Annotated in this window: 10 protein-coding genes; 2 read left to right on the forward strand and 8 right to left on the reverse strand. The window is 50.3% G+C overall.

Annotation, left to right across the window (positions count from 1 at the left end; translation table 11 throughout):
• Positions 1–34: 34 nt before the first annotated feature.
• From ACYVD4_RS24405 to ACYVD4_RS24415, 3 genes are all read right to left on the reverse strand, one after another.
• A complete protein-coding gene (locus tag ACYVD4_RS24405) occupies positions 35–1201 on the reverse strand; it encodes a pyridoxal phosphate-dependent aminotransferase (RefSeq protein WP_460950189.1) in 1167 nt (388 codons plus the stop codon).
• 178 nt (positions 1202–1379) lie between these two features.
• Complete coding sequence (locus ACYVD4_RS24410) at positions 1380–1961, reverse strand: NUDIX hydrolase (protein ID WP_460950191.1); 582 nt, start codon at positions 1959–1961, stop codon at positions 1380–1382.
• An 80-nt stretch (positions 1962–2041) separates the two neighbouring features.
• Positions 2042–3322 carry a glucuronyl esterase domain-containing protein gene (locus ACYVD4_RS24415; RefSeq protein WP_460950192.1) on the reverse strand — a complete coding sequence of 427 codons (1281 nt, stop codon included), beginning with the start codon at positions 3320–3322 and terminating at the stop codon, positions 2042–2044.
• Positions 3323–4158: 836 nt separating this feature from the next.
• On the opposite strand from ACYVD4_RS24415, the gene ACYVD4_RS24420 reads away from it, so the two are divergent.
• Both ACYVD4_RS24420 and ACYVD4_RS24425 read left to right on the forward strand, forming a co-directional pair.
• Positions 4159–14403 (forward strand): beta strand repeat-containing protein, encoded by a 10245-nt coding sequence (locus ACYVD4_RS24420; RefSeq protein ID WP_460950194.1) that lies wholly within the window; start codon positions 4159–4161, stop codon positions 14401–14403.
• A 233-nt stretch (positions 14404–14636) separates the two neighbouring features.
• Positions 14637–15212, forward strand: a complete 576-nt coding sequence (locus ACYVD4_RS24425) for a hypothetical protein (protein WP_460950195.1) — start codon at positions 14637–14639, stop codon at positions 15210–15212.
• A gap of 79 nt (positions 15213–15291) precedes the next feature.
• On the opposite strand, the gene ACYVD4_RS24430 is transcribed toward ACYVD4_RS24425, so the two are convergent.
• From ACYVD4_RS24430 to ACYVD4_RS24450, 5 genes are all read right to left on the reverse strand, one after another.
• A complete protein-coding gene (locus ACYVD4_RS24430) occupies positions 15292–16047 on the reverse strand; it encodes a LytR/AlgR family response regulator transcription factor (RefSeq protein WP_460950196.1) in 756 nt (251 codons plus the stop codon).
• Positions 15983–17134, reverse strand: coding sequence for a sensor histidine kinase (locus ACYVD4_RS24435; protein ID WP_460950197.1), 1152 nt, complete (start codon positions 17132–17134; stop codon positions 15983–15985). The genes ACYVD4_RS24430 and ACYVD4_RS24435 overlap by 65 nt, the downstream gene beginning before the upstream one ends.
• Before the next feature lie 15 nt (positions 17135–17149).
• Complete coding sequence (locus ACYVD4_RS24440; protein ID WP_460950198.1) at positions 17150–17788, reverse strand: hypothetical protein; 639 nt, start codon at positions 17786–17788, stop codon at positions 17150–17152.
• Positions 17789–17894: 106 nt separating this feature from the next.
• Positions 17895–18665 carry a tetratricopeptide repeat protein gene (locus ACYVD4_RS24445; RefSeq protein ID WP_460950199.1) on the reverse strand — a complete coding sequence of 257 codons (771 nt, stop codon included), beginning with the start codon at positions 18663–18665 and terminating at the stop codon, positions 17895–17897.
• Between the two features lie 13 nt (positions 18666–18678).
• Positions 18679–19146, reverse strand: coding sequence for a hypothetical protein (locus ACYVD4_RS24450; protein ID WP_460950201.1), 468 nt, complete (start codon positions 19144–19146; stop codon positions 18679–18681).
• Position 19147 lies beyond the last annotated feature (1 nt).

The following is a 19147-nucleotide window of genomic DNA, read 5'->3' on the forward strand; positions in this document are numbered from 1 at the left end:
TAAAGCTGATTGTTGACCGCCGGGTGGCCCCGGTTCATAGACGCTTTACTGCTTCCAGAACCCGCTCCTTTGGTACACATAAAGACACACGAACGTAGCGATCGCCTTTAGGTCCGAAAATAAAACCGGGGGCGATGAAAACGTGTTTATTCTGGAGCAGGTCATCAACCAGCGCTTCGGCAGAAGCTACTGAATCAGGCAGTTTGGCCCAGATAAACAAACCTTCCTGATCGAGTGAATACGTACAGCCGAGCGCGTCGAGAAAGGCGTGCAGCGCATCCATCCGACCTTCGTAAACCGCGTTACGTTCCCGGTGCCAGTCGTCAGAATTGGTTAGGGCTTCGGCGGCAGCATCCATTAACGGCTTAAACTGACCCGAATCGACATTACTTTTTATTGTCAATACCGAATCAACGTAGGGCTTGGCACCCGCCATCCAGCCGATACGCCAACCAGCCATGTTGTGTGATTTGCTGAGTGAGTTTAATTCAATTGCTACGTCTTTCGCACCATCAACAGAAAGCAGACTAATGGGGGCTTTTTTGTTGAGGATCAGGCTGTATGGATTGTCGTGGCAAAGCAATACACGATTGTCATGGGCAAATTTTACTGCACGCTCGAACAGGGCCGACGTAGCGGGGGCACCTGTGGGCATGTGCGGGTAATTCATCCAGATGATTTTAATCGGATTCGTAGCCGGAGCAGCAGCGATAAGGTCGGCCATAGCTTCCCAGTCGGGTTGCCATCCCGCATTTTCCAGTAATGGATAATCTACTACGTTGGCACCCACCATCCGACTCACAGCCCGATAAGCTGGATAGCCCAATTCGGGTACAAGCACACCATCGCCATCGTTCAGAAAGGTCAGCGAAATATGAGTTATACCTTCTTTTGAGCCGATAAGCGGTAGAATTTCGGTGTCGGGATTTAACGTAACGCCGTATGTATGCTGATAAAAACTGGCAATTCCCTGCCGCAGACCAACGGTGCCTTTATAGGGTTGATACCCGTGTGCACTGGGTTGCTGCGCCGATTGAACAAGCGCATCAATTGTGTTGGGCGATGGCATCAGGTCGGGATTGCCGATACCGAGATTAATTATATCATGACCAGCCGCCTGTAGTCGACGGACTTCGGCCAGTTTCACCGAAAAATAATACTCCTGCGTTTGGTTGGCGCGGAGTGCAAGAGGAATAATCATGACCGGGATTACGCTGATTCATGGATTAGCCAGATTTTGCTGTAAATCTGACTATCCTTGGCATTTTGGGGGGCAAAGATACTATTCCAGACTGGGATTACGCTGATTTGTATATTCTGCAGATTTTGTTGATTGATAAAGCTTCGAAGAAGCGACAAACAAAATCTGCATAATCTTTTCAATCTTGTAAAAATCCCGCAGGACCGCTCGATGGTTCAGACAGATATTTCAGCAACGGAGCCAGATGTAGTGCCTGCATCATTTCGCCTTGGTTGATGATTTCCCAAGCTCGTTCGCGGGAGACGAGGTGCACGGCAATTTCTTCGGTACTTTCGAGATGCTGTGATTGTAGCAACGTAACGTCGGTAGCCAGAAACGCATACGTCAGGTTGTTGTGCGTACCGGGGTTGGCCGAGAGCGTCATCAGTGGTTGCCAATTACCTCCGCCGTAGCCTGTTTCTTCGAGTAATTCTCGCTGTGCTGCCAGCAAAGGCTCTTCGCCGGGATCGACAACACCAGCCGAAAGTTCATAATGAACTCCACCAAGACCGTGTCGATACTGGCGGATCAGTACCAATTGTTTATCGGTAGTAACGGCTACTACGTTAATCCAGTTAGGATATTCAAAAATGAAATAATTAGGAATAACGCCACCATTCTCCATCCGAATGGCTTCTTTGCGAACAGTAAACCAAGGCAGCTTATGAATGTATTCGGAACTGTCGACGTGCCAAGGGCGCGGATCATTGTCTGGATTCATGCCGCAAAGGTAGTAGAACCTCAAAAAATACGCTGACGCCATAGAATAGTAAAATGGCAATAAAACAACTTCACTACGTATTACCTCCCCACCAACTCATCTGCAAATTTCAGATATTGTTCCCAATCGTAGGCTGTTACGTCGTGGATGCCGGTTCGGTTGTGGTAACGTACCGTTTGGCCGATGGGTTGATTGACGCCCGGAAACGTAGTGGTGCCCAAGCCGGTTTTGCCGAAAAGTTTATAAACGGATTCTGTATGCATCGCCCCCAGAAATTCACCTTTCGGGTCCGACCAGCGATCTTCTTCGGCACTTGCTACGTAGAGTGGGCGAGGAGCAATGAGGGCTAATAGCTCGTGCTGGTCAACAGGAAGGTCGGCAACGCGTTTGTTATAAGTTTTGTACTGCCCGTTGAACCAATGCGGAAAACTGGTATTGATACGTTCGACAGTTTCGCCGTACCACCGACGCGACAGGGCTGCTCCGCCTTCACCCGATTCGTTGGAAATAACAGCAGCAAAACGCTCATCCTGCGCACCTGCCCATAAAGCCGCTTTGCCCAACCGCGAATGGCCAATTACGATAACACGTTTACTATCAACGGCGGGTTCAGTTTGCAGATAATCAAGAATACGGCTCAATCCCCATGCCCACGCGCCAATGGCTCCCCAGTTTTTGCCGTCGTAAGGTGCGGTTTCTGATGGACTGCCCATTATCGAGCGGATGTGGCCCTGCCAGCCTTTCGGGTGGTCTGGCTCAATGTCGCCGTAATAAACCGTTGCTACACCGTAGCCGCGTTTCAGGATGGTTTCGAGTTGCCAGCGCGACGCCTGCCGACCTCGTGATTTCTCTGTAGATTTATTCTCAACTGCTACGTCGCCGGGCGCATTGGCGACCCAGCGAGTCGTAATTGGTACGTCGATTTCGGTTGTAACGCCTTGATTGCCAACGAAATTTAGACCCAAAAATACAGGAGCTGATTTTGTGTTTTTGGGCAGATAAAGTGCTACGTCGATGGAAGGAATTTGCGGATAATCGACAAAGAATATGGAGACCAGTTTACGAACGGCCAGCCCATTCAGCGCCGAGTCATTGACCGATTTGGTTTCGAAGCGAAGCTTGACGTTTTGTTTTGGCGTATGTCCGTAAACATTTTCGGCAAAGAGTTGTAATAATTCGGCCCGACGGTCGGCCCAGGCTGATTTACTTTTTACAGGTTTCCCCGCCTTGTTTATTAGCGGTTCAGGCAGTGTATATGTGCCGACTTTGGCTTCGTCGTAATTGAATCCTTCGGGGTTTTGTGCCGATGCCAGAGAAGTGGTCAACAGCACTATAGTTAACCAGAACAGAAATGCGTCCATAAAAACAGGGGAAATGGCGTTTGCGTCGAAAAGTCAATAAACCTGTTTTTCATACTGAAGTTGTCTGATGTTTAGTAAAATATTACCTGCCGAAGCATGAATATTGGGTGCTGAAATAACCTCAAAGCAGAAGATGTGGCTACTGCATGTAGAATATCAAGTGAGCACTACTAGCATGAACCCACTATTGACACCCACACTGTAATGTATGTTTTAGTCAACTTAATCAATCTATTCTACTCTTTATTTTGTGTCTATATATCAACCTATGTATATATTCTTCAATACTTACTTTAAGGTTGGCATAGGATTTGATAGCGGTCAATGGATATTTATAATATAAATTATATAGAAAGTACAAGTATATGTTTGTGTTAATATGATGCACTAGTAATTCAATACGTTAAAGTTCTGATAGTAAAGATATTAATAAAGATAAAGTCGACGAATTTTCTCGTTCTGTACTCACAATCAACTGCTTATTGGAGAGATTTGCTGTACACAAAACATACAGGAGTGGTATACTAAAAAACTGACTGGCATACCATTTGTCAAATAGCGATTTCATACTACGAATATGTCTTAAGCATATGCAAATCTCTATTTTTCTTAGATATGTACTGAGCAAAGTGAGGCTTTTTAAGCTTCTTGTATGTAGGGCATTTAAACGTCCTCTATTGCCTGACTATCCACGGCGTCTAAGAGCAGAAGCGCAACGTCTGTTTACCCATTTAGTACAGCTAGCTAGCCGACGAAAGGTAGCCCTGCTAACTGTACCTATACTGTTAAGTTTGCTACCGGCCATAAGCCAGGCGCAGTATATACAACAGTCAAGCATGCTGGGCGGCTCCGGAGCTGATTTCCCAACGGGTATGCATGTTGTGAATGGTGAAACCTATATTGTTGGTATATCGGGTTCCGCTAATTATCCGGTTACCAATGGAAGCACAAGAAATGGCCCGAATACCGATATTGTGGCTACCAAGCTGGATGCCGGTGGTAATATCATCTATTCAACCTATCTCGGTGGTAGCCTTACAGAGGACTCCTATTATTCGAAGGTCGTAAACGGCGAATTGTACATTTTTGGCCGGACTCAATCAACTAATTACCCTGTTACCAATGGCAGTACGCATGGTGGAGGTGGTTATGATGGTTTCCTTACTAAACTTGATGCATCCGGAAACATTGTTTTCTCGACATACCTCGGTGGCAGTGGCCAAGAGTTTGCAACTGCGATTGAGGTAGTTAATGGCGAAATCCATCTCCTTTTATTTCTTCAGAGTTCGACGAACTATCCCGTTACCAACGGTAGTACATATGGAGGTGGGACTGGAGATATTGCGTACACCAAGCTGGATGCGTCATCTGGAAACATTCTTTTTTCGACCTACCTCGGGGGGAATGGCAACGAATCTGGGGCAAATAAAATTGAGGTCGAGGGGGGGAAGGTGTATATTGTTGGTAGTTCAAGCTCGACCAACTTTCCAGTAACTAACGGAAGCACCAACAGCGGTGGGTCGGATATCGTGGCTGTTCGGCTGGATGCCGCAGGGAATATTGAATTTGCCAGTTACTATGGCGGTACTGGGGGGGATAGTGGTGGGCAATTTGATGTAGAGAATGGCGAGATTTATATAGCTGGTGGTGTAACCTCCACCAATTTCCCGGTTACCGATGGCAGTACCTATGCTGGTGGTGCTAATGATGTGGTGTACTTTAAGATAAATGCCGCAGGCAATATTGTCTTTGCTACCTACCTAGGGGGGGATTACCAGGAGTACCCTCTGAAGTTACAAGTTATAAATGGCGAAGGGTATATGGCTGGCTACACCTTGTCTTCCAACTTTCCGGTCACAAATGGCAGTAGTTACACCGGAATTCCGAACACCTTTTACGAGAACTTTTATGCAAAGTATAATGCGGCTGGGAATAGGGTTACGTCGACCTACTTAGGTGGAGTTGGCAATGACTATCCAGCAGACTTTGAAGTAGTAAATGGCGAAGCACATATAATAGGTACAACTGCAGGCTTAACAAGTACGTACCCGGTTACAAACGGAAGTAGACCCAGGTCTAATTTCGAAAATGGTGTTTATACCAAGCTTGATGCCGCAACGGGCAAAATTCTTTACTCAACCATCTTTGGTGGAACATCGGCTACGAATCCGCAGTATCTTCAGGTTGAAAACGGACTTGTCTATGTACTTACTGACGCGGGTTTAGGTTTCCCCATTACCCATGGGACGGGTTATAAAGCCGGTACCGACATGGCACTTGTTGTTTTTAAGCTGTGTGGTACATTTCCTGCCCTTGCCGACAACGTAGCACCCGCCAGCCAGACCGTTTGCCAGAATGGTTTTACACAAACGCTCACGGCCCCACAGGTTGCTATTGATGGCACCGATATGCCGCTACTATATCGTAGTGGCGCACCCGAACAACAAGTCCCTATTATTGCCTCTTACCAATGGCAACAGGCAACTTCGCCTTCTGGCCCCTGGACTGATATTGCCGGAGCCACCCAAAAAGACTACGTACCGGGCTCCGTTTCAGCTACACGTTATTTTCGCCGTATCAGCACGAGTGGGCCTTGTTGTGGCAACACCATTGTTAGCACCAGTTCGGTCGCGAGTATTAGTATAGGGTCCAATGCCTCTCCTAGCATCAATATCAGTGATGTATACAACACCTGCGCTGGCTCGCCGGTTGTTATTGGGGGAAGTCCTACGGTTACGGGCGGTACGGCTCCTTATACGTACGCCTGGAGTAACGGTGCGGCTGCCGTAGCCAATCCATCCGTCAACCCAAGTATTACTACAATTTATACGCTTACGGTTACCGATGCCAACGGCTGCCAACAGATTGAACAGACGCTGGTCAATACGTATGCCGCTTATGCCGGTGCTGATGCGGGCTTCTGTGCTGGAACTCCTGTTCAGATTGGTGGAGCACCCATTCCGGGCGTACCGGGCGTTACATATAGCTGGGCGCCAGCCACTGGCCTAAGCTGCACTACGTGTGCACAACCCTTCGCCAATCCGAGCAGCCCAACAACGTATACGCTGACGATGACCTTACCCCTGTCGGGTGGAGGAAGTTGCCAAACTACCGACGCCGTTGTGGTTACGCCAGTGGCGGCTCCTGTAACGCCTAACTTCGCCGGGCCAGACGTAACCATCTGTATTGGCAATACGGCTACTATCGGTACGCCCGCCGAGCCAGGCTTTACCTATACATGGGCACCGGGAAATTATCTGGTGACGAACAACTCCGCTCAGGTTACCTTTCAACCCGGTAGCTTAGCCATGCCAACACCGAATCCCATCACCTACTACGTAACAGCGCTAAAAAACGGTTGTACGTTTGTCGATCAGATGCAGGCTTCGGTTATTGAGGCACGGGCTGGTGTAGATGGTTGCGGCCCCCGCACTATTGGCGAACCAGACCGGACGCCCAACATCGGCGAAACCTATACCTGGACCAGATTATCGGGACCCGGCAACTTTGTTGGCCCCACTAATCTACCCGTTGTGCCGGTAACGGCTTCGGTGGGCGGTGCTACAACGTATCGGCTTACCGTAACGTATAACAGCACAACCTGTACCGACGACGTAGTGGTGCCCGATTGTGGTTGTGTGGTCGATATTAAAGTTCAAGCGCCGTTTGCTTGTCCTAGCTTTGGTCTGAATAATGGTAATGTAAAACTGATTGCTACGGCGGCTGATATTTATTCAAACGATCCAAACGCATTCACGTACACCTGGAGCCCAGCCGCCGGTTTATCATCGACCACGGGTCGGGAAGTAACCCTAACCGACAATGTACAACGGACCTATACCGTAACGATGAGCAGCCCATTCGACCCCTCGTTTGCCTGTACGCGGACCATTACGGTGAATAACCCAGCCTGGTCGTTACCTGTCTTTACAGCGCAGAACGTATCAACCTGTCCGGCTGTCCCCGTTCAGATTGGTGCTCCTCCGGTAGCTGGTTATTCGTATGAATGGGTTGGTTCGGTTTTGTCATCAACGGCTATTTCGAATCCAACCGCAACGGTTAATGGCAATACGCAATTTTCGGTAAAAGTGACCGATATTGGTTCCGGCTGTATCACTCGTGACACGGTTCTGGTATCGCTGGCAACAGCGGCAGCCGATGCCGGGCCCAATAAATCAGTTTGTCCAAGCGGAATTGTTACTATCGGTACAGCCGCCCAGCCTAACACGACCTACTCCTGGTCGCCAGCGGGCGCCGACTGGCAAAATGGCACCAATCAGACTTCGGCCCAGCCTCAGGTGTTGGTTGCAGTGACAACGGTCTTTAGCGTAACGGCAACCAATACACAGAGCGGTTGTACATCGGTCGATCAGGTTACGGTAACGGCGGGCTCATCGATTCCTGCCTTCACCCTGCCAAACATCACCTATTGTCCGGGCAATGGCCCACTTACGTTGGGTGGCACAGCACCTACCGGAAATGGTTATACCTATAGCTGGTCACCGGCTGGTTTGGTTACCAACGCAACAACCAACGCGACGAGTACCCGTACTCCTCCGCCCAGTACACCGACAACCTTTACCCTGACGGTTCGGAATTCGGCAGGTTGCGAACAATCGGCTACGCAGACTATTACGCCAACCAATAGTACGCCCAACGCGGGTAATAATCAGATCATGTGTTTAGGTGGCTCGGTTAGTCTGGGTAGTGCCAGCAACCCAACCGGAGCAGGTATTTCGTATAACTGGACGCCCGCAACTGGCCTCAGCAGTGCTACGTCGCCCAACCCAACCTTTACGCCAACAACTGCAGGTTTTTATAGCTTCACACTGGTTAAAACAGAGGGGGCCTGTACGAGTCCGGCAACTGTAACGGTAATCGTAAATAGCTTTACAATGCCCGCTATTCCATCGGTAGCCGTTTGTCAGGGAGCCTGTACGACCATCGGCACAACGCCCCTGCCAAACGTACAATATAGCTGGAGCCCAACAACGGGCCTATCGAACCCGAACAGTGCAACCACGATTGCGTGCGTAAACACCAGCACCACCTATACGTTAACGGGCGTTGATCTGAACGGTTGCATAGCCACTCAACAGGTATTGGTTGGCGTCAATGCCAGTCCGGCTCCAACCATTAATATTCCGTCGGTAACGGCCTGTCTGGGTAGTGCCAGTGCTACGTTCAGTCCCGTTGTTAGTCCCGCAGGTAGTTATAACTACGTATGGAGCCCGAACAATGGTACGCTGAGCAACATTTATGCGGCAAATCCGACCGTGAACGTAACGAGTGTGGGTACTCGGATTTATAGTTTGACCGTCACCAACACGGCCACAGGCTGTTCATCGAGCCAGCCCGCTCAAATCGACGTAATACTCTGCTGCGTTAAACCCGATGCAGGTCAGGATATCAGCGTATGTCCGCCAGCCACAACGGCTCAACTCGCCCCTGCTACGTCGGGTGGAACCTGGGCCGCTCAGTCGGGCAATCCGGCAGCAGCAACGGTGAGTGCATCGGGAGCCGTCAGCGGTATGACCGCCAACGGTATCTATCGATTCATCTATTCTGTATCGACAAACGGTACAATCTGTACGGATACCGTAGCGGTAAGTCGATTGCAGCCGTTGAGCATGGTTGTTACGCCGGGCGTATGTTTGTCGGCAACGAATCAATACTCAATAAGCGGTACGGTTAGTTTGACCAACGTAGTAGCCGGAACCTTAACCATCACCGACGGTACGCAAAGTACAACACTGGCCGTAAGCAGTGGCAGCAGTTCGCTTCCATTCTCCTTAACCGGTCTGACCAGCGGCAGTGGTTCGCACACTGTAACCGCAACCTTTAGCGGTTGTGGTAGCACATCAGCCACGTATACTGCACCCGCTTCTTGTACGCTGGCTCCAGCTTCATTGAGTGTAGTGGTAGCGGCTCCAGTCTGTAACACCGCCACCAACCAGTACTCATCGACAGGTAGTGTCAGTCTGAGCAACGTAGTGGCTGGTACGGTTTTGACCATTACCGATAATGGCACGACGATCAGTAGCCAGACCCTGACCAGCGGACAGACAACGGCCAGCTTCTCGGTAACGGGTATTTCAAATACAACTAGTCACACGGTAGTTGCCACCTTAAACGGTACAACGTCAGCCAGCGCTACGTATACGGCACCTGTACCCTGTACAGTCAACGTAGCGATCTCGGCTACACCGGGCCTATGTCAGACCGCCACCAATGGCTACACCGTTACAGGTACTTTGTCGTTAACCAACGCCACTGGGGGCACCGCCACTATTACCGATGGTGCTACGTCGATTACGGTTGCTGTTGGTGCGGGCGCTACGGCGTTACCGTATTCACTTAGTGGGCTAACTTCTGGAACGGGTTCGCACACGGTGACGGTGAGTTACGCTAATAAAACAGCTAGTGTTACTTATACTGCACCAGTCTCCTGTTCTGTAGCCCCTTGCGGTATAGCTATGGTTGTTACGCCATCAGTATGCCAATCGGCTACGAATAGTTACGTACTCAATGGCAGCATTACAACGAGTAATGTACCCACCAGCGGTACCTTAACGATTAGCTCTACCGCCTTTACACCCCGGAGCCTGACTTTACCAGCGGGTAATGCTTCTGGTACGTTCAGTTATAGTGGATTAGTGAGTGACGGCCAGGCCTATACGATTACAGCCAGCTATTCTAATTCGGCCTGTTCGCCAGTCAGCAGTACGTATACAGCTCCAGCAAGTTGCTCGGTTGCTCCAGTATGTGCACTGTCGGCAACAGCCACGGTAGGACTTTGTGCTACGGCGACCAATACCTATTCTGCAACCGTCACCGCTTTACTGGCGAATTCGCCTGCAGGTACTGTAACAGTTACCATTCCCGGAACAACACCGATCAGTCAGTCGATTGCGCCTGGAACATCTTCGGTCAGCTTTATCGTCAGCGGGCTTGTTTCTAACGGATTGAGTCAGACGGCTACCATAACGTTGCCCGGTTGCGGTACAACAACAGCGACCTTTACAGCTCCAGCCAGTTGTTCGATAGCGCCAGTTTGTTCGATCTCGGCTATCACGACCGCCGGACTCTGTGCCAGCGCAACCAATACGTATTCAGCTACAACAACGGTAACGGTATTAAATCCACCAGCTAGTGGCACGGTGAACATAACACTGGGAGGAGTTACTATTCCATTTACAACGACGGCCAATAGTCAGAATACATTTACGGCTACGTTCAATGGTTTGGTATCGGATGGGCAAAGTCATACGGTGGTGGCTAGTCTGCCGGGTTGTGGAACCGCAACGAGTACGTATACGGCTCCAGCTTCCTGCTCAGTGGCTCCTGTTTGTAGCATCAGTGCCGTGGCAACTGCCGGGCTCTGCCAAACCGCGACGAATACCTATTTGTCAACCGTAGTGGTGACAGTCAACAATCCGGCACCAGGAACGATCTCGATCACGGATGGCCTGCAAACGCAAACATTCTCAACCACGGCCAGTTCGCAAAACACTTTCACGGTTATTTTCTCCGGATTGGCCTCGAATGGAAGCCTACATACCGTGACCGCCAGTCTGCCTGGCTGTTCAACGGCAACAACGACCTATACGGCACCTGCGTCCTGCTCCATCACTCCCGTTTGTAATCTGAGTTTGACGGCTCAAGCCAGTGTCTGTGATCCAGCAACTAATCTTTATGTGTTGAGTGGTACAATCACCGTTACTAATAGCCCTGTCAGTCAAACACTTACCTTCGCAGATGGTAGCTATATACGTTCGCTGACGGCTAATGCCGGCACTTCTACCATTGCTTACAGCTACACTACGTTGCAGAGTGATGGGGCAACACACACCGTTACGTTGACCAGCAGTGCATCTGTGTGTGGAGCCGCCAGTGCGACCTACACGGCGCCAGCAAGTTGCTCGGTGGCACCGATCTGTTCGCTGAGTGCTGTGGCCACGGCAGGAATTTGCGCAACCGCAACGAATACCTATTCGACTACTGTGAACGTAACGCTGGTGAATCCTGTAGCTGGTGTGATCACCGTAACGACAGGCACCGCCAGTGTGACGGCGATGATTCCAACTACGATTGGTCAGGTAGTTTTCCCTGCCATTTTCAATGGATTGATTTCGGATGGTGCTAGTCACAACGTAGTGGTAAGCTTACCGGGTTGCGGAACCACGGCGACAACCTACACCGCTCCAGCGTCGTGCACGGTGAACGTGGCCATCACGGCCACACCGGGCGTTTGTGTACCGGGTACCAATCAGTACAGTGTGAGTGGTACGTTGTCGTTAACCAACGCCATTGGGGGCACCGCTACCATTACCGACGGTACGTCGACAACGACGGTTTCGGTGAGCGCGGGTGCTACGTCGGTGCCCTACACGCTGGCAGGCTTAAATTCGGGTACGGGTTCACACACGGTGACGGTGAGTTATGCTAGTAAAACGGTCAGTGTTACCTATACTGCCCCTGCTAGTTGTACGCTGGGCGTGGCGTTGGTAATCACGCCGGGTGTGTGTCAAAGTGCGACTAACAGCTACACGCTGACGGGCACCTTGTCGCTGACCAACGCTGTAGCAGGTAATGCGGTCTTCACCGACGGAACCAGCACGCAGACGGTAGCCGTGACGGCGGGCCAGACATCGGTGAGCTTCTCACTGACGGGTTTGAGTTCGGGGACGGGTTCGCACACGCTGGTGGCTAGTTTCAACGGTAACACGCAGTCTCAGACCTACACGGCTCCGGCAAGTTGTACAGTAGGTGTCGCCATCTCGGCCACGCCGGGTGTCTGTGACCCGCTGACCAATCAATATTCAGTAAGTGGTACGTTATCACTGACCAACGCTATTGCCGGAACGGCTACCATTACTGACGGCATAAACTCTACGACAGTTGCCGTGAGTGCCGGTGCTACGTCAGTAGCTTATTCATTAACGGGCTTAACTTCGGGAACGGGTTCGCACACGGTGACGATGAGTTATGTGGGTCAAACGGCGAGTGCTACGTATGCTGCCCCGGTATCGTGTTCGGTCAATGTTGCCATTACGGCTACACCGGGCGTCTGTGTACCGGCTACGAATCAGTACAGTGTAAGCGGTACGTTATCATTAACGAACGCCCTTGCCGGAACAGCTACGATTACGGATGGAGTGGTTTCGAACACAGTAGCGGTGAGTGCGGGTGCTACGTCGGTACCGTATTCACTGACGGGTTTCAACAGTGGTACGGGTAGTCACACAGTGACGGTGAGTTACGCTAGTAAAACCGCCAGTGCAACCTACACCGCTCCGGCATCTTGTTTGGTGAACGTAGCGATTACGGCTAGTCCGGGCGTTTGTGTACCGGGTACCAATCAGTACAGTATCAGTGGTACGTTGTCGTTAACCAATGCCACTGCGGGCATCGCTACCATCACGAATGGAAATAGTTCGACAACGATAACTGTTAACGTTGGTGATACGTCGATTCCTTATATATTGAATGGGTTGACTTCTGACGGTGCTTCTCACACGGTTACGGTTACGTATGCCAGCCAAACGGCGAGTGCAACCTACACCGCACCAGTTTCTTGCTCGGTAGCTCCGCCTTGTTTGTTAAGTGTACGGGTTACTCCGGGTCTATGTGATGTCACAACCAATCAGTACAGCATAATTGGGTCTATATCGGCGATCAATGCAGTTGGTAACCAGTTGGTGACGATTAGCGATGGTATTTCCAGTACAACTGTAATCCTGACTGGCACGGGGCCTGCTAGCTTTACCCTGTCAGCACTGAACAGCGATGGAGTAGTGCATACCGTAACAGCTTCTGCCGCCAGTTGTGGTGTTAATTCGACTACCTATACAGCACCTGCCAGCTGTACGCTTGGTTTATCCTTGTCAGTGAGTCCGGGTGTGTGTGATCCACAGACGAACCAGTACAGTGTGAGTGGTACGTTATCACTGACCAACGCGGTGGCAGGAATCGCTACCATCAGTGATGGTGCTACGTCGACCACGGTCGCTGTTGGCGCTGGTGCTACGTCAGTACCGTATTCACTGACGGGCTTAGTCTCGGGTGGTGGTTCGCACACGGTGACGGTGAGCTACGCCAACCAGATTGTGAGTGCTACGTATACAGCGCCGGTGTCTTGTACGGCTGTTCCTTCGCTTGAACTGGTGAAACGAGTGGATAAGTCAAAAGCAATCGTTGGTGAGCTGATCACCTATACGTTGGTGGTCACTAATACGTCTTCTGTATCAGCCTCGGCTATTACGGTACGTGATTCGGCATCGATTGGGTTGAGTTACGTGGTCAATTCGGCGGTAGCTCCTGTGGGCACTACGTTTAGTGCTGGCTCGCCGATTAGTCTGTGGAGTATTCCGGTTCTTGGGGCAGGAGAGAGTCTGAGTCTGACGTTCCAGTCTCGGGCCGATAGCACGGGTATTCTCTACAATCAAGCGACGATACCGGGCGACACGGTACGGGTTTGTACGTCGGTTCCGTATCGGGTTTGTGCGGGGGAAAGCTTCCTGTTCGAACTCTCGGTACCGGCAGGTCGGAGCAACTATCAATGGTACAAAGATGGTCAGCCCATCGTTGGTGCAACGAGTAATGTGCTGAGTGTAACGGCAACTGGTAGTTATAGTCTGGGGGCCAACAGTGCGAATGGTCAATGCCCAGACTTCAGTTGTTGTCCGTTTTTGATCGAAGAAGATACCTTACCATCTTTTCAGGCAACCGCAGTAGCTGCCACCTGCATTGGTAACGTAGCACAGTCGAATGGCCAACTTGTACTGACGGGCTTTACCGCTGGTTACACGTATCAGTATTCGGCGGGCACTACGTTTAACGCATCAGCATCGTTGTCAGGAGCTGCGCAAGTGATCCCCGCCAACGGAGTGATTGCTAACAACCTGACCAATCCAACTGTTGATACGTTCTATACGGTACGCGTTTACAACAGTGCGGGTTGTTACACGGATGAGACTGTGTTGCTACGTCCCACGGTCTGTGGCTGTCCTGTTGATCGGTGTGTGCCGTTTGTGATTCAGCAAACCAAGCGTGGTAAACGTATTGGCAATGGTGGATAAACATATCAATCAAGGTTAGTCGCTCTGACGCAAAATGCCGTCTGATCCTTAGGGGTTGGACGGCATTTTTGGCGTTAATTCATTGAGTATACCCCAAAAAATTGGCCAAGTGTATAGAGAAAATTGGTTGATAGCAGCTACTTTTTTTGCGAATGAATATTAACCGGCAGTCTGAATTCGTTAGTAAGAGAACTTTTGCTGCTGCGCAATCTGCGCAGACAACCTGCAACTTGATGAAAAACCTTCTTATCCTTCTATCTGTTACGTTCGCTCTTTTTCTTTCGGCCTGTCATCGTCCTGTTGCTTACTTTCAGCCAACTCCGCGACCGTCATTTGCCCACTTGTCGACTGAGCGGCCCGTTGTTCATGAAGACGTAGCGCTTGATACAATCGTTAATGAACAAGAGCCGATTACTCCTGTAGAATCAACAGGGCCGCTAGTGGCTAGTTTGCAAAAAAGCCCTCAACAATCGACGAATCAACGGGTGGTGCAACGTATGCAACGGGTTTTGTCGATGCATCAGAACGCTACAGAGACCGACGACCGACAACCTGAGCCAAAAAATAAGAAAAAGCTCAAACTCGGTAATCGAATCCGGGAGAGTTTGGGTATGCCACTACGTAAAGAACTTAACTGGTGGCAACGTATCAGTTGGAAACTAAAAGCGTCGGTTATCGTTATTCTGGTCGCCGTTGTTTTCGCTATTCTTGGTATCACTACGTTAGCCATCATCTTCGGTATCATTGGCGCATTTCTGATGATTAGTGGCCTAAAACGCTCCTTCAAAGTCAAACGACCGTGGTTCTAACGTAACGCTACGTTGGATCAATGGTTTCTCTTCTGATATTACCCACCCCTAAAGTCCCCTTCAGGGGATTTAGGGGTTTTTACAGCTCCATAACGCGCTTCAGATTTCCCGTAAAAGCTGTTCCCGTTAGCAAGCGCGAGGCTTTTCGGTCGGTGAGGGCCACGAGATATTTGCCGCCAAAATATTTATAAATCTCCTTGATGTAGGTCGTGTTCACAATGTATGAACGACTGATGCGGATGAAATGCTCCGGTAGTTTTTCTTCGAGTATGTTGATCGTGTAATTGGTGATAAACTGACTACCTTCCGACGTACTGAGGAACACGTAGCGTTCCTGCGCTTCAAAATAGCTGATGTCGTTGAGCGGAACCAGCAAAATCCGGTCGCCCGATTTTACCGAAATACTCTGCACGGCTGGAGCGGGTTTTGTCTGTTGCAGTAACATCGTCAGATCGTCGGCCGTTAGGGCAGGGGCTTTGGCCTGTTTCCGGCGACGAAGCCGCTGAATCGTTACGTTAAGTCGGTCAATTTCAATGGGTTTGAGTAGGTAATCGACTGAGTTTTGCTCAAATGCCCGAATCGCGTAATGATCGTAGGCAGTCGTGAAAACAACCATCGGCATCTCATCGAGCCGTGCCAGCATTTCGAAGCCGCTCAGCAACGGCATTTCAATATCCAGAAAAATAACATCAGGCCGAAGCTGCCGTATCTGTAGCAACCCGTCGTGCCCATTCAGCGCCGTTCCGATAATGTCGATGTCGGCCTGATGGCTACTGAGTAAGCTCGTCAGCCGGTCGAGGGCTAGCCGTTCGTCGTCGATAAGAATCGTTCTCATGGCTTTTGTTGTTTTTGGTAAACGTTGGGTGAACAAATCGGATGACCACCTGTTTGTAACTGCCGTTTTCGATTTCCAGACTAGCTTCCGATCCATAAATCAGGCGTAGTTTATCCTGAATGCTCTGAAGGCCATATCCTGCCGAAAACGTATCTGCGAAAGGCGGGCCGCTGTCGTGGATGGCCATCACTACGTCGGTGCCGTCGCGGTAAATCTGGATACCAATCTGACCTGTATCGGCCGTTTTCGAAATGCCATGTTTCACCGCATTTTCAACAATAGGCTGCAACACAAATCGCGGAACCTGAATGCCCTGCAACGTATCATCGACCCAGACCGAGTAGCTCAATCGGTCGCCAAAACGTACCTGTTCAATTTCGAGATACGTCCGCACAATGTCGAGTTCGTTACGTATCGAATTCAGGTGCGATTCGTTGCTGTCGGTGGTGTAACGAAAAAGTTTTGCCAGTAGCAACGTCATCTTTTCGGCCTTCCCTGAATCGGTACGTACCAGACTCGCAATGCTATTGAGCGCGTTGTAGAGAAAGTGCGGATTGATACGTGCCTGAAGCGCGTCCAATTCAGCTTTCGTTCGCATTCGTTCCAGTTGGAGCAATTGAAACGCTTGATCACTAATGGTTTGGCCGAGTTTTGTAAACCGTCGCCAGCCGTAATAATAAAGCAGGGCTACCACCACCGGCGACACTTTAAATACCCAGGCTGCGCCGATGGATTCGGGCATCATATTACTGGGATCAACCTTTTGCCAGGCCATCCAGAGTAGCTGTTCAACTCCTGCTGATGTGCCAAACGTAACCACGCCCAGAATGCTGTAGGCCATCCATTGCCAGCGTAACCGGCTGACGGAAGGAATGAGAAGCTGGCAAACCGACAGCGCCACCAGGGCGTCTATACCGTTGCTGCCCACAATATTGAGCGTGTAGAGGAAGCTCGTTTCGGTGCTGTAGGCCAGCTCGGTTGTGAAGTAAATAATACCACTAATACCGTAGGCCATTAGCACACAGACTGCCAGCGAGGCAGCGAGGCCACGGGCAGTCTGTGCGAACAAATGACGGGTGAAATTCATGGCCCTTACATTTGTCTATTTCTTTTCGCAGGCTGCCAGCAGTTCTTTCGCGCGAGGCTCTCCCCAGGTTGGATATTCGGGCGAAGCAGGTTTGAAGCTGGCGAATTGTGTCAGCGACTTCTTCACCAACGGAAGGGCTTTGTCTTTACCTCCACCGTATTCTTTTGGTGTGTAATAAATGCTCTGGGCAGCCAACAAGTTCAGACGAGGATTGTTGGGGTTGATTTTCTTGGCAGCGTTCATACTATTGCTGAAGATTTCACCGTATTTCTCCCAGCGATTTTTCGGGTCAACCGAGATGCGGGCGTTGGCGATGTTGGCGCGTAGAATTTCTACTTCGTCGTTGTTGGGTTGCAACGTAGCAGCCTGGGTCAGATACGTATCAGCCTTGTCGAGCAGCGCATCTTTCTGAGCAGGTACTTTCTCCGAGAAGGCGGCAATCAGGTTCACCAGCGAGGTGTAATACGCTGCGAGCCAGTTTTGTTTGTCTTTCAAACTGACCCGTTCGAAATCGTTGCCAACCGACTTTACATCGTCGAACGACTGGGCTTTGTTGAACTTGGCAACCGTTTCGGTAAGTTCTGCATTTTGCTGGGCAAAGCTGGCCGAGAACAGGGCCACAACGAGGGTAAGTGTAAGTGTAATCCGTTTCATGATTTGTTTGTGTTTAGAGTTTGATTAATTGATTTTACTGAACAAAATTGAACGCGGTAAGCTTGGTTCTCAACAACGTGAGGTTGTGTTTTATAACCTGGTGTTATCAGGCGTTAACCTGTTTTGCCAGCGTTTTTAAGGCATAATTGTCGGGGTAGAGTTGCTTGGCTTTGGCGTAATACGACTTGGCTTGAGCGAGCTTTTTTTCGCGCACATACAGCCGGATCAGCAACTCGTAGGCATTTTCTCTACCCCAGGCCGGAGCCTGGGGATTTTTCATAGACTGCTCGGGCAGCGTCAACACCTTTAGCAAATAACTTTCGGCAGTTTTCCCTCCGCCATAGCGAGCGGGTGTGTAGAAATCGTTACTGCCCAATACGTAGTAAGCACGTGGATTTTTAGGGTCGAGTTTGAGGGCTTCGTTGGCGTTACGTTTCACTTTCGAGGCCGCCATGCCCGCACTCAGGCCGTAGCGAAACTGGATGGCATAACTTTGCAGATAGGCCAGCAGTGCGTAATCTTCCGAGGTGCGGGGCGGTTGTTCTTCGGCCAGTCGCACACAGCTCATAATCACCTTTTCGGCCTGTTCTTTATCGCCTTTTTGCAGGTAATAAATCGACTCGTATAACGTAGCGTAATTGGTCCAGTACGTGGTGTAGGCATTCGGCGTCTGACGTAGCGACTGACGTAACTGATCGAACAGACGCGGATTGCTGGTACGTAGTGCTTCGCCTAGGGTTTTCTCTGCGTCGACCTGCGAGCGAGACGGAGCCGTTTCGAGGTGGTAGCGAATCCAGGGCGTATCATCGGTGGGCATGAAGCCGCTGCTCAGGGCTACTGCACACCAGCCGCCCAGCAAGATTTTAACTACGTTCATGATTGATACTGATTTAGTTGGAGAAGAAAAGCAATCCGTACAGATAGCGTTTGCTAAGCAGGATCACGATGAGTGCCGTCCAGAGCGAAATATGGATGTACCAGGCCAGACTGAACGTATAGACAGTTCGGCGTGGGTATTCCAGAAAGCGTTGAGCCAGCGTAAAATCGGAGTAGAACGGGTTGGTTTCCAGAATTAACTGGGCGCAGAAGGCGAAATAAATCATCGGCTGATCGAAGAAACGATTCGTTAGCATGAACCCAAACTGAAGCGTTGTCATCGTAATGCCCGCTAGAAAGAAAGTCAACACCTTAGGCCGGTCGGTACTCCACTTGATAGCTACTGCCGGATGCGGAATGGGTTTCATCTCGAAGCCAATCGACGTAACGCGCAATCCCAGCAACTTGGCAGCGCCTACGTGCCCCGATTCGTGGACAATCATCAGCACCAGAATAGTGAGCGGAAAATAAAGCGTTTCCATG

Source organism: Spirosoma daeguense, from assembly GCF_054776875.1.